The following is a 13,709-nucleotide window of genomic DNA, read 5'->3' on the forward strand; positions in this document are numbered from 1 at the left end:
GTTAGTAGGAGAATGCTTTTGCTTTGACTGATTCCCTCCTCTGCTGATAGTGGAGGAATAGGACACTCTTGAATAAAACCCCACAGAGCAACGGCAGCTTTCTGAAGCGGCCGTTACCAAGGACATGCATGACGGCTCCCCCTTCTGTCGAAAAGCTGCTCCGTTGGACGTATCCGCTCTGCATCGTCGCGAGGACCCTATTTACCTCCCCTCAGGTTTTTGCCTTTTGCCTTTTATTGTTCCTCACCTGCCTCCTCCCTGCCGCCGCGACCGCTTCCGAAAGAACCGTGACCGTCGGCGTCTACCAGAATCCGCCCAAAATCTTCACCTCCGATGCCGGCAAGCCAACGGGCATCTTTATCGACCTCATCGAGCACATAGCCGATAAAGAAGGGTGGCGCCTGCGCTACGTCTCCGGCACCTGGAGCGAAGGTCTGGAACGCCTGCAGAAGGGGGAGATCGACTTGATGCCGGACGTCGCCTACACGGCGGAGCGGGAAAAGATCTACACCTTCAACAAGATTCCCATCCTGTCCGGCTGGTCGCAGGTCTACGCGCGCAAGGGGAGCGGTATCCAGTCGATCCTGGATCTCAACGGCAAGCGCGTGGCGGGTCTCGAGAAGACCATTCAACTGGAAACCGTGGACCGGCTGGCCAAGAGTTTCGGACTCAAAGTGACCCTGGTTCCCGTCTCCAATTACAAGACGGAGTTCCAGATGATCGCCGCGGGGCAGGTGGACGCCGGGGTCACCAACCGCTACTACGGGTTGATGTTCGCCAGGAAGTCCGGCCTTGAAGATACCCCCATCATGTTCGATCCGGCACCCTACCTGTTCGCCGCGCAAAAACCGACCTCCGAGGCAACCCAGCAGTTGCTGGACGCCATCGACCGCCACCTTGCCGGGATGAAGAACGATCCCCGGTCCGCTTACTACACCGTGCTGAAACGATGGACCTCCGAGGAGGTCGATTGGAAACTGCCGCTGTGGCTTGAGTTTTTGGGGCCGGTGCTGGGAATCGCCCTGCTGCTGACCATGGTCGGGGCCATCGTCCTGAAGCACCAGGTCAAGGCGCGCACCAAGGAGCTGCAGCTGATCAACCAGGAGATGGAGCAGCGCATCGAGGAACGGACCCGCTCGCTCCAGGAGGCGAACTCCAAGCTGCGTACGACCATGGATGAGCTGGCCGTCGCCAAGGAGGGGGCCGAGGCGGCCAACCGTGCCAAGTCGCTGTTTCTCGCCAACATGAGCCACGAGATACGCACGCCGCTCAACGCGGTGCTGGGCTTCAGCCAGATCGTGCTGCACGATCCGCAGTTGTCGCCGGAGAACCGCCACAACCTCGAGACGGTGAACCGCTCCGGCGAGCACCTGCTGGCCCTGATCAACGATGTGCTCGACATGGCCAAGATCGAGTCGGGGCGGGTGACCGTAGAGAAGGCGCCCTTCGACCTCCCCGGGCTGCTCCGGGAAGAGACGGAACTCCTTACGCCCAAGGCGCTGGCCAAGGGGCTGCAGCTGGTACTCGAGGTTCAGACGGACCTGCACCCGTACGTAACGGGAGACGCGGGCAAGCTGCGCCAGGTGGTCATCAACCTGCTCGGCAACGCCATAAAGTTCACAGAGCAGGGAGGAGTCTCGCTGCGTGCCCGGACCACGGAGCGGGATGGGGCGCTGTGGCTCGAGGTGGAGGTCCAGGACAGCGGCCCGGGGATCGACACGGAGGATATCCAGAACGTTTTCGGGGCTTTCGAGCAGGCCGAGATGGGACGCAGAACCGAAGGGGGGACCGGACTGGGGCTCGCCATCAGTCGCCAGTACGCCAGGCTCATGGGGGGGGAGCTCACCGTAACCAGCGAGCCGGGGCATGGGGCGTGCTTCCACCTGACCCTGCCGGTCACCGAGGCGGAGCGCCCGGCGGCACCGGTGCGGGGGGCGCTCCCGCGCCTGGCGCGTCTGAAGGCGGGGCAGCAGGCCTGGCGGGTGCTCGTGGTCGACGACCGGGATACCAACCGGGAGATCCTGGTGAAGATGCTGGCCCCGGTCGGTTTCGAGACCATCGAGGCCAAGGACGGAAAGAGTGCCGTCGCGCTCTTCTTGGCCCGGGCGCCGCACCTGGTCCTCATGGACGTCGTGATGCCCGTGATGGACGGCCGCGAGGCGACCAGGCGCATCCGCGCCCTCCCCGAGGGGAGGGAGGTTCCCATCATCGCCGTCTCTGCCAGCGTCTTCGAGGAGCAGTTGCGCGATGTGATGGAGGCCGGGGCCGACGATTTCCTGCGCAAGCCGTTTCGGGAGGAAGAGCTGCTGGAGAAGATCGCCCGACTGCTCCCGGCGCAGTTCGCCGATGAGGAGGTCGAGTCTCGCCCGCCGACGCCGGATGGGCCCTTTTCGGAGCAGAGCTTCGCGGAGGAACTGGGGGGGGTATCCTGCGAGCTGCGCGAAGCGCTGGTCGCGGCAGTCAGGGAGCTGGACCGGGGGCGGGTGGTGGCGCTGCTTGCGGAGCTGGCGGCGGTCGCACCCCAGGCCGCCGACCGCCTGCTGGGCCATGCCGAGAGCTACCGTTTCGACCTGATCGAGCAGGCGCTGCTGCGATCCCCGGAGCAGGGGGAGCAGGGATGATCCGGCGCCGGCCCCATTGGCGCGTGCCCGTCGTGGTGCTGACGGGACTGCTGGTCACCGTGGTGCTCTTCTTCCTGGTGCGCAAATCGGAACTTGCCTCCTTCCAGTCACGCCTGGAACGCGATGTTTCCAACTGTGCCGACACCTTCGGCAACAGGGTCGACGACACGGGCATGGTGCTGATGGCCCTGCGCAACCGTTTCGCCTCGAGCAACGAGGTGAGCAGGGGGGAGTTCACCATCTTCACCGAGTCCTTCCTCAGGGGACACGCCGAGATCAAGGCGCTCTCCTGGAACCCTGCCGTGCTGCGAAGGCAAAGGGGCCGCTTCGAGGAGGAGGGGCGCAGGGAGTTCGGCTCCGGTTTCGTCCTCACCGAACGCAATGCCGCCGGGGTGCGCGTACCTGTGCGGGATCGGGATTGTTACTATCCCGTCTGGTACATCGAGCCGATGGCGGACAACGGCAAGGCGATCGGTTTCGACGTGGGGTCGGACCGGGTGCGTCTTGCCGCGCTGGAACGGGCGCGCGACACCGGCACGGCGACGGCGACGGAGCGGATCAAGCTGGTGCAGGACCGGGCCTCGACCTACAGCGTGCTGGTATTCCACCCGCTCTACGCGAAGGGGCTTCCCACCGCGACGGTGGCGGAGCGCCGGGCGGCGTTTCTGGGCGCCACCGTTGCCGTCATCAACATCGAACAGCTCCTGGTGGCCACCTACGGGGGCGCGACCCCTTTGGGTCTCGACTTCGATCTCCTCGATCTTTCCGCCCCCTTCGGCGAGCAACTGCTGTACCGGTGGAGCAGCCGGCAGCAGGCGCAGGCGACCTGGTTCGCGCCGCTGCTCCCCCCTGCCCGGACCCTGGTCCGCAACTTCGAGTTCTGCGGGCGCCGGTGGGGGATGAAGCTATCTCCCAGCAGGGAGTACCTGGAACGCAACGCGCCGGTGGCCTACTGGCTGCTGCTGCCGGCCGGGGCGATGCTCAGCGCGTTCCTGGGATTGTACTTCCGGACAATTTACGCACAGCGCGAGGAGCTGGAACGGCTGGTGCGGGCGAGGACGGCGGAGCTGCAGTCCAGCGAGGCGACCCTGCGGGAGCTGAACGTCCATCTCGAGGAACGGGTCAAGGACAGGACCAGGCAGCTGGAGGGGGCGATCGAGGCGCTGTCCCTGGCCAAGGAGCGCGCCGAGGTGGCCAACCGGGCCAAGAGCGTTTTCCTGGCCCACATGAGCCACGAGATCCGCACCCCGCTGAACGCGATCCTGGGCTTCAGTGAGATAACTCTGCATGACGCCACCCTCTCCGCCGAAAAACGGCACAACCTGGAAATCATCAACCGTTCCGGCGAAGAGCTCCTGGCACTGATCAACGACGTGATCGAGGTCTCCCGGATCGAGGCGGGGAGCGCCACCCTGGAGCGTCGCGTTTTCGAGCCCCGCTCCCTGCTGGATGAGGTCGTGGCCGGCTTCCTTCCCGAGGCGCGCGCCAAGAACCTGCAGCTGGTTCACGAGCCGGCTGGGGGGCTGCTGAGCTGCGCCGCCGCAGACGAGGCAAGGCTCCGCCACGTCCTGGGCCACCTGGTGGGCAACGCCGTAAAGTTCACCCGCGAGGGGGGCGTCGTCGTGCGCAGCCGCACCGGCACGCGCAACGCAACCCCGTGGTTGGATGTGGAGGTACAGGACAGCGGACGGGGGGTCGCCGCCGAAGACCTTGAGCGGATCTTCAACGCCTTCGAGCAGGCGCAGCTGGGGGAAGGGGACCTCGGAGGGACGGGGCTTGGTCTGACCCTCAGCAGGCAGTATGCCCGCCTGATGGGGGGCGATATCACCGTGCAGAGCACCCTGGGGCAGGGTTCCTGCTTCCATTTCAGCGTGCCGCTCAGCCATGCCACCGCCGAGGAGGTGGCGGACGCCCTGCGCAGCCGGCCGCATCGGCCGGGCTTGGAGCAGAAGCCGGAACCGGTGCCGGCGGAACTGGACCTGGAACTGGACCGGTTGCCGCGAGAGCTTTGCCGCAGCGTGGCCGCAGCGGCCAGGGGGCTTGACAAGAACCGTCTGTTGGAGCTGCTGGAACCGGTAGCGCAAAGCGCACCCGGGGTCGCCCGGCGGCTTAAGGGGCTCGCGGAGAGCTACCGTTTCGATCTGATCGAGGAGCTGGTCGGGGCGGCAGGGGGGGAAGGACGGCACAGGTGCCACGAGGGGGGCACCCCCGGAAGGGATAGGAGCGGGACATGACACAGGGCAGAGGGAACATCCTGGTGGTCGACGACACTCCGGCCAACCTGCAGCTTTTGGAGTCGATCCTGCAGGAGCGAGGCTACACGGTCCGGGCGGCCATCAACGGCCGTCTCGCCATCAAGGCGGCCCGGCTCCAGCCCCCCGACCTGGTCATGCTGGACATAAACATGCCGGAGATGAACGGCTTCGAGGTGTGCCGCGAGCTGAAGAACGACCCCGGGTTGGCCGGCATTCCCGTGATCTTCGTGTCGGCGGCGGTGGAAACCGCGGACAAGCTGCACGCCTTCGAGGAAGGGGGGGTGGACTACGTCACCAAGCCTTTCCAGCCGCTGGAGGTGCTGGCCCGGGTGGAAACCCATCTCGAGCTGGCCAGGGTGCGCGCGGAACTGGAGCGGCAAAACCAGGCCCTGGCGCGGGCGCTGCAGAACCTGACCCGGGCGCAGACCCAGCTGGTCCAGTCGGAGAAGATGGCGGCGCTGGGACTGTTGACCGCCGGCGTCGCCCACGAGCTCAACAACCCCCTCAACTTCATATCCGCCAGCGTCCAGGGGCTGCAAAAGACGGTGGCCCCGGTCGACCAGCTGATGGTGCTCTGCCAGGACCTGGCGGGGGGGGAGGCCGGCGCGGTGCCGGGGCGGCTCGAGGCCTGGATCGGAGCCAACCACCCCGAGGAGCTGCGCCAGGAGATGAACGAGCTGGTGAGTAACGCCTGTTACGGTGCCAACAGGGCCGCCGAGATCGTCGCCAGCCTGCGCATATTCTCCCGGCTGGATGAGGCCGACAGGAAAAACGTCAACCTGCATGAATGCCTCGATGCCGCCCTGCTGCTGTTGCACAACCGCTACAAGGACCACATCCGCATCGAGCGCCGCTACGGGGACCTCCCTTTGTGGCTGTGCCAGCCGGGAAGGCTCAACCAGGTGTTCATGAACCTTTTGGGAAACGCGGTGGACGCCATCAACGCCAAGCCGGCTCATGCCGCCAACGACGTGATCCGGGTCAGCACCAGGCTGGAGGAGCGCGAGGGGCACTCCTGCGCCGTCGTCGAGATCGCGGACACGGGGATCGGCATGAGCGACGAGGTCAAGCAGCATCTCTTCGAGCCGTTCTTCACCACCAAGGAGGTGGGGGGCGGGGTCGGCCTCGGGCTGGCCATCTCGCACGGCATCGTGCGCGACCACGAAGGGAGCATCGAAGTGGAGAGCCAGGCCGGGCAGGGGAGCCTGTTCCGGGTGGTGCTGCCGCAGTTCGAAGCCTAGGGGAAAGGAACTTCAACCATGGAAGACCTGCAATCCGCCGCCAGACCGAAACTGCTGTATGTCGACGACGAGCGCCCGAACCTGGTGGCCCTGCGCGCGCTGTTGCGCGACACCTACGAGGTACTGATAGCGGAGAGGGCGGAGGACGCCTTCATTTTGCTGGAGAGCCATGACATCCCCCTGATCGTGTCCGATCAGCGCATGCCGGGCATGACCGGCACCGAGTTCCTGGAGAAGGTGGCGGAGGCCTATCCCGACAACGCCCGCATGATCCTCACCGGGTATGCCGACATCGACGCCGTCATCGAGGCCATCAACCGCAGCCAGATCTACTACTACTTCAAGAAACCGTGGAACGAGACCGAAATCCGCCTTACCCTGGCCAACGCGCTGGATTCGGTCCGGACCCGCCGCAAGCTGATCGACAGTGAACGCCGGTTCCGGAGCACCTTCGAGCAGGCGGGGCTGGGAATCGCCCACCTCCAACTGCACGGGGAGATCCTCAGGGCGAACAGCCAGTTGCAGGAATTCCTGGGGAGATCGGAGGCGGAGTTGCTGGGGCAGCCGTTCCGGAACTGGTTCGCCGGGTTCGACCCCGAGGAGCTGCTGTCGGCGCCGGGCCGGGTCGCGGTGCGGGAGGCGTCGGTGCCGGTCCCCAGCGGGGCGCGCTGGAGCCGCCTTACCTCTTCAGTCTCGCTGGACGGCAAGGGAGTCCCCGATTACCTGATCGCCCTGGTCGACGACCTGACCGAGCGCAGGCATACCGAGGAGCAGGTGATCAAGCTGTCGCACGCCGTCGAGCAGTGCCCGGTGTCGATCCGCATCACCGACCGCAACGGAGTGGTCGAGTTCGTGAATCCCAGGTTCACCGAGATGACCGGTTACTCGGCGGAGGACGTGGTAGGCAAGCCCGCGGACGTCTTTCTCACCTCGCAAGACGACGCCGGCAGCGCGAAGAGCGAGCTGCAGGCCTGCCTCGCCGCCGGCGCCGCATGGGAAGGGGAGCGGTTGCACCACAGAAAGGACGGCGCATCCTTCTGGGCCAGGGTCACCGTTTCGCCCATCAGCAACAGGCAGGGGGAGGTGACCCACTACCTGATCCTGAAGGATGACATCACCGAGCGGCACAAGCTCGAGGAGCAGCTCAGGCAATCCCAGAAGATGGAGGCGATCGGGCAGCTCGCCGGCGGCGTCGCCCATGACTTCAACAACATCCTCATGGTCATCATGGGGTTTGGTTCGATGCTCACCGCGGACGCCCTGCTGAGCTCGCAACAGAAGGAGAAGGTGGAGCACATACTCGAGTCGGCGGACAAGGGGGCCCAGCTCACTGCAAGCCTGCTCGCCTTCTCGCGCAAACAGGTGATGAAGCTCGAGGTGGTGAACCTAAACGATGTCATCCTCCACGTGGAGAAGTTTCTGACCCGGGTCATCGGCGAGGATGTCCAGCTCAGGTCGGTGCTCAGCGCCGCTCCACTGTCGGTCAACGTCGACTGCGGCCAGATCGAACAGGTGCTGATGAACCTCGCTACCAACGCCCGCGACGCCATGCCCAAGGGAGGTGTGCTGACCATAGAGACGTCGAGTCAGGCGCTCGAAGAGCGTAGCGTCATGCCCCACGATACCGGCGAACCGGGCAACTACGCAGTCATTTCCGTCTCCGATACCGGCCTGGGCATGGACGAGGCAACCCGGTCCAGGATCTTCGAACCCTTTTTCACCACCAAGGAGCAGGGGAAGGGGACCGGGCTCGGTATGTCCATCGTGTACGGCATCGTCAAGCAGCACAACGGATACGTCAACGTCTACAGCGAACCGCAGGTCGGCACCACCTTCCGCATCTATCTCCCGCTCATCGAGACGGTGGAGGCGGGCCAGAGGCGGCAGGGGGATTTCGCCCCCCCCAGGGCGGGATCGGAAACCATCCTGGTCGCCGAGGACGAGCCGGTCCTGCGCGAGCTGCTGCAAAGCATCCTCACCGAGTACGGTTACCGGGTCATCCTAGCCGAGGACGGGCTCGATGCGGTCGAGAAGTTCCGCGCGGCGGAGAGCGTCGACCTGGTGCTGATGGACATGATCATGCCGAGGATGAACGGCAAGGAGGCCTGCGACTCGATCAGGAGCACGGCACCGGGGGTGAAGGTGGCGTTCACGAGCGGCTACACCAGGGATTTCGTGTACCTGCGCGATTCCATAGACGCCGGAACCGAGCTGATCATGAAACCGGTGCAGCCCATGGAGCTCTTGCGGCGGGTGCGGGACATCCTGGACAGGGAACCGGCGGCTGGAGCCCGTGTCTAGCCTGCTGGGGGGCAATGGTGCCAGGTGAGGGGGCGGCTGCTGCCGGGAAAGCAGCAGTCGGTGAAGATCTGGGGCAGCCTTTCACAGATGGCAGCTGACAAAGGCAACTTTAAGGTATGGATAAGCTGAATCCAAATACAGACGCTGACACCGCCTTGGCCAAGTCAGTCAATGTCCTAAAGCGACACCTGTTTTCTGGCGTGCTGTTGCTGAACCTTGTCGTGGCCGGGATGATAACTTTCACCGTGGTGCAAAGCAGGGAAGCGTATCGCAGCCGGGCCGAGATAACGACCCAGAACCTCGCCAAGGTGATCGATGCCAACATCTCCGGCATCGTTTCCAAGATAGACATCGCCCTGCTCGCGGTCTGCGACGAATATGAGCGACAGCTTACAACGGGGGCGATAGCACCAAAGGAACTGAACAGCTTCATCGTGCGCCAGCACAAAAGGCTCCCCGAGCTGGTAGCTCTCAGGGCCACCGATCCTTCCGGCATGGCCATCTACGGCCCCGAAGTCACGCCGGCCACCACCAAGAGTCTCGCCCACCGGGACTACTTCAGCTCTCAGCGTGACAACCCGGCCCTTGGTCTGGTGATCTCGAAACCCCTGGTGGGAGGCATCTCCGGGAGATGGATGATTGTGCTTTCCAGAAGAGTCAACTTCCCCGATGGCTCGTTCGCCGGTCTGGTCTATGCCGGCATCACGCTCGACTACCTCTCGCAAAGCTTCGCCACGGTCAACGTCGGCAAACAGGGATTGTTGTCCCTGGTGGCGGCAGACCGGACCCTGTTGGCGCGTTACCCGAAGCTTAGTCGTCCGCCGGGGGCGCCGGAAGTAAAGATCGAGTCGCCGCAGTTCAAGGCCTTGCTGGCGTCCGGGCAGGAATCCGGCACCTACCGGGCCAAAAGCAGCGTCGACGGACGCGACCGCATCTACTCCTTCAGGAAGGTATCACTGTCGCAGCCGCTCTATGTCTTCGTGGCCCTGGCTACCGCCGACTATCTTGCCGGCTGGTACGGGGAGGTTTACCACGGCGTTTTTTTCATGCTGGTCTTCCTGATCATCACCATCGCCCTCGCACTGATCTTCAGCAGGCAGTGGGATCGCAGTCGCAGGGCGGAGCAGGCGCTGAAGGCGTTGGAAGACGAGCGGCTGAAAATGGAGAAGCTTGAATCGCTGGGGGTGCTGGCAGGGGGCATAGCGCATGACTTCAACAACATCCTGACCGGAATCCTGGGCAACATCTCCTTTGCCAGGCTGCAGATAGCGCCGGTGCACGGTGCACAACCGCTGCTGGAGGCGGCGGAGAAGGCAGGTCTGCGCGCCGGGGACCTGGCCAAACAGCTGCTTACCTTTGCCAGGGGGGGAGCGCCGGTCCGCGAGGTCTCCTCGGTGGCGTTCCTGGTCGATGAGGCCGTTTCCCTCACCTTGAGCGGTTCCAACGTGAAGGGGGTGGTCGACATCCCGCCCCACCTGAGTGCGGTCCAGGCCGACGTGGGGCAGATGTGCCAGGCATTCAGAAACATCATCATCAATGCGGCACAAGCCATGCCCGATGGCGGGGTGCTGAACATCGCCGCGCGCGACGTACTGCTCGATGCCGCTAACACGGTCAAGCTTCCCCCCGGACCCTACGTGGTCATCGACTTCACGGACCACGGCCCGGGGATCCCGGAGACTTCGCTCAAGAAGGTTTTCGATCCCTACTTCAGTACCAAGCCCAAGGGGAGGGGCCTGGGGCTCGCGTCGACATACTCCATCGTCAAAAGGCATGGCGGCAGTCTCAGTGTCGTTTCACGAGTCGGTGAGGGGAGCACCTTCACCATCCACCTCCCCTCCCTGGGCAGGGCGTTCCAGGCGCAGGAACCGGAGGCGACGGCGTCCGGGCAGGGATCGCTTGCCCCGGTTTCCATACTGGTCATGGACGATGAGGAAGTCATACGCCAGCTTGCGGAAGGGATGCTGCAGCATTTGGGGCACCGGGTCCGTACCTGTGCGGACGGGACGGAAGCGGTGAGTCTTTACCGGGAGGCTCTGCAGGCGGGGAGGCCTTTCGGTCTGGTTCTGACCGATCTTACCGTCCCGGGAGGAATAGGGGGGCGCGAGGCCGCCCAGCAGATCCTGGCGCTGGATCCCCAGGCGCGCCTTGTGGTGATGAGCGGCTATTCGAACGACCCGGTCATGGCCAGCTTCCGGGAGTACGGCTTCGTCAAGGCCCTTTACAAGCCGTTCGGGGTCGAGGCGCTGGCCGCGCTGCTGGAATCGCTGCCCTCGCTGACGCGAGAGGAAAACAGCTGAAGTCGGGGGCGCCCGCGGCAACGCCTGCGCAGGCCGGGGAAACCAAGCTTACTGTGCCAGCATCTGGGCGATCTTCTCGTTAAGCTTCCTCGCGTCCAGCGGTTTGGGGATGTAGTGCATCCCTTCCTCCACGATGCCGCGCTGGGCCACGATGTCGGCGGTGTACCCCGACATGAACAGCACCTTCACCTCCGGCCGGATCGCCCTGATCCGCTCGGTCATCTCCCGCCCGTTCATCCCCGGCATCACCACGTCGGTCAGCACCAGGTCGATACTCTCCCCCTTGCCGCAGATCTCGATGGCCTGTGTCGGGCTCTGCGCCTGGATCACTGTGTACCCCATCTCCTCCAGCATCCGGGTCGTGGTCCACAGGAGCATCTCCTCGTCCTCCACCAGGAGCACGGTACCGCTGCCGGTGGAGGGGATGGCGGCGTCGACCTCCTCCGCATCGGGCTTCGCATCGGGCAGACGCGGGAAGTAGATGGTGAACACGGTGCCGTGCCCCGGCTCGCTGTAGACGGTGATGAACCCGTTGTTCTGTGAGACGATGCCGTACACGGTGGCGAGGCCGAGCCCGGTCCCAACGCCCAGCCCCTTGGTGGTGAAGAACGGCTCGAAGATGTGATCCCGGGTTTCCCGGTCCATGCCGATGCCGGTGTCGCTCACGGTCAGCTTCACGTAGTCGCCGGGGGTGCAGCCGGAGTGATGCCGGCAGTAATCGGCGTCGAGGCGGACGTTGGCGGTCTCGATGTTGAGGGTGCCGCCGTCGGGCATGGCGTCGCGCGAATTGGCCGACAGGTTCATGAGGATCTGGTCCACCTGGGACGGGTCGATGAGGACGGTCCAGATGGAGGTGGTCGGCTTGAAGCTGAGGCGGATATCCTCGCCGATCAGGCGGCAGAGCACCTTCTCCGCGTCGATGATCTGGCTGTTCAGGTTCACCGCCTTGGGCGAGACGATCTCCTTCCTGGAGAAGGCCAAAAGCTGCCGGGTGATCTCGCTGGAGCGCTGCGCCGCCTTCAGGATGTGCTCCAGGTACTTCTGCACCGGCGTGTCTTCGGGAAGCCGGTGCCGGCACAGTTCTGCCGAGCCGATGATGACGCCGAGCATGTTGTTGAAATCGTGCGCCACGCCGCCGGCCAGGCGTCCCACCGATTCCATTTTCTGCGACTGCCGCAGTTGCTCCTCCAGCTTCTTGTGTTCGGTCACGTCGCGCCAGATGCAGTAGTACACCTGATGATCCTGGATGTTGACGATCTTCGCGTTCACCTCGATGTTTCTCAGTTCACCGCTGCGGGTCCGCTGCACCGTCTCGAAGCTGCCACTGCCGCTGGCGAGGATATCGGCGATGCGCCCGCGGGTCTCCTCGTGCGTCTCCCGCGCTTCCACGTCGAAGATCGACAGTTGGGCGAACTCTTCCCTGCTGTACCCCAGTTGCCGGCAGGCGGCGCCGTTGAAATTGATGAAGCGCGCCGTGGCCGGATCGATGATGACGATGCCGTCGGGGGACTGCTCCAGGAGGATGCGGTTGAACTGGGACTCCTCCTCGATCGCCCTCTCCATCTTCTTGCGCTCGGTGATGTCCGTGATGACGGCTATGCGGCAGGTTCTCCCCTTGTACGCCAGGTCGTGAGAGGTGACGACGATGGGGAACACGGTGCCGTCCTTGCGCCGATGGTGCCACTCACCGACATAGGTGTGGCCGGAAAGCCGCGCGGTCACACTGGCGATCTTTTCTTTCTCCTCTTCCGGGTAGAGGTCGATCAGGTGCAGCGATAGCACCTCCTCCCTGGTATAGCCGTAGCCGATCAGGAAGGCTTCGTTGACCGCCACCATCTCCATGGTGCCGCGTTCGTAGATGAGCATCGGGGCCGGGTTGTGCTCGAACATGTCGCGGTAGCGCTGCTCGCTCGCCCTCAATTCCGCTTCCGCTTCCCGGTGGGCCTCCTCCTCCTTGACGATCACCATCGCCTTGACCACGAACATGGAAACGGCCACCCCTCCCGCCAGCAGGATCAGCACGGCCAGCACCAGCCGGTTCCGGTACGCCGTAAGGGAGGCGAGGATTTCACGTTCCGACGACGTCACGGCGATGGACCAGAAGGTGTTGCCCATGCTTATGGGGTGGTAGACGGCGAGTTGCCGGGCCGGGGCGCCGTCGGGATCCCCGTCGGCGGGAGCGGTGTAGGTCGCCGTGCCGGAGCGCCCCTGCAGCATCTGCTTAGCCATGGCGAGCAGGGACGGGTACCCCTTGCCGTTGGCGAAGATGCTCCGGCCGCTGTGTCCGGGAACAGGGGAGTAGAGCTCGGTCCCGTCACGGCTGATCACCCAGGCGTGCCCAGTCTTGCCGATCCTGATCACGTCGAGGTAGCGCCCGGCGAGGTTCTGGAAGTTGATGACGATGGCGATGCTGCCCCTGAAGCGGCTCCCCTGGTACACCGGCACGTGCAGGGCGATGGCGTCGTACCCCTGCACCGCCCTGAACACGTCGCTCACCACCGGTATCCGGGTGCGCAGCAGTTCCTGTATGTGCTTTTGCGACGAGATGTTCCTGCCGGCCGCCTCGCGTTGCGGGATGCTGACCAGGACGATGCCGTTCTCGTCCACCCGGGTGAAGGAGCGGATCTGCTCCCTGTGGGCGTCGTAGAAAAACTCCATCTGCTGCCGACCGGAGGCATCCGCCGCTGCGATCTCTTTCATGCGCGCCATGGAGGTGAGGATGCCGGTCCAGGTGCTGAAGTAGTCCTGGATTCCCTGGGCCGCCTGCTTGGCGTGGATCATCTGCTCGTCGTGCAGCCTCGATATGGCGGACTCCCTGGCCTGCTGGTAGGCAAACAGGAAGACAAGGCCGCACAGGCAGGTACAGATGAGGACCAGGAATGCCAGTGCCGGTTTCTGGATCAGGCTTCGTTTCATTGACTGGGGCGTCCTTCAGCCGGAGAGAATGGGAGTGCGCTACGGCTCTTATCGGAATTTCGTGGGGAAAAATGA

The 13,709-nt window shown here is 64.3% G+C and carries 6 protein-coding genes; 5 read left to right on the forward strand and 1 reads right to left on the reverse strand.

All coding sequences use genetic code 11. The annotated features are described in order from the left end of the window. Window positions 1-287: 287 nt before the first annotated feature. The 5 genes from KP004_RS01265 to KP004_RS01285 all read left to right on the forward strand — a co-directional run bounded on the left by KP004_RS01265 (window position 288) and on the right by KP004_RS01285 (window position 10,718). Window positions 288-2,621 carry an ATP-binding protein gene (locus KP004_RS01265; RefSeq protein ID WP_216800590.1) on the forward strand — a complete coding sequence of 778 codons (2,334 nt, stop codon included), beginning with the start codon at window positions 288-290 and terminating at the stop codon, window positions 2,619-2,621. Then, window positions 2,618-4,855, forward strand: a complete 2,238-nt coding sequence (locus KP004_RS01270) for a CHASE domain-containing protein (protein WP_216800591.1) — start codon at window positions 2,618-2,620, stop codon at window positions 4,853-4,855. Before KP004_RS01265 ends, KP004_RS01270 begins: the two co-directional genes overlap by 4 nt. After that, entirely contained in the window at window positions 4,852-6,117 is a 1,266-nt protein-coding gene (locus KP004_RS01275) for a sensor histidine kinase (protein WP_216800592.1), read from the forward strand. Before KP004_RS01270 ends, KP004_RS01275 begins: the two co-directional genes overlap by 4 nt. 18 nt (window positions 6,118-6,135) lie before the next feature. Next, window positions 6,136-8,418 (forward strand): response regulator, encoded by a 2,283-nt coding sequence (locus tag KP004_RS01280; protein WP_216800593.1) that lies wholly within the window; start codon window positions 6,136-6,138, stop codon window positions 8,416-8,418. A 200-nt stretch (window positions 8,419-8,618) separates the two neighbouring features. Continuing rightward, on the forward strand, window positions 8,619-10,718 hold the full coding sequence (locus KP004_RS01285) for a hybrid sensor histidine kinase/response regulator (RefSeq protein ID WP_216800594.1): 2,100 nt from the start codon (window positions 8,619-8,621) through the stop codon (window positions 10,716-10,718). 48 nt (window positions 10,719-10,766) lie between these two features. Here KP004_RS01285 and KP004_RS01290 read toward each other — a convergent pair whose 3' ends face one another. Beyond that, window positions 10,767-13,634, reverse strand: coding sequence for a hybrid sensor histidine kinase/response regulator (locus KP004_RS01290; protein WP_216800595.1), 2,868 nt, complete (start codon window positions 13,632-13,634; stop codon window positions 10,767-10,769). Window positions 13,635-13,709: the final 75 nt, after the last annotated feature.

Origin of the sequence: Geomonas oryzisoli (genome assembly GCF_018986915.1) — a bacterium.
Taxonomy (GTDB): Bacteria; Desulfobacterota; Desulfuromonadia; order Geobacterales; family Geobacteraceae; genus Geomonas; species Geomonas oryzisoli.

Coding starts and splice junctions, on each gene's coding strand:
- KP004_RS01290 (WP_216800595.1), bottom strand. CDS start 13,634: ATGAAACGAAGCCTGATCCAGAAACCGGCACTGGCATTCCTGGTCCTC.
- KP004_RS01275 (WP_216800592.1), top strand. CDS start 4,852: ATGACACAGGGCAGAGGGAACATCCTGGTGGTCGACGACACTCCGGCC.
- KP004_RS01280 (WP_216800593.1), top strand. CDS start 6,136: ATGGAAGACCTGCAATCCGCCGCCAGACCGAAACTGCTGTATGTCGAC.
- KP004_RS01270 (WP_216800591.1), top strand. CDS start 2,618: ATGATCCGGCGCCGGCCCCATTGGCGCGTGCCCGTCGTGGTGCTGACG.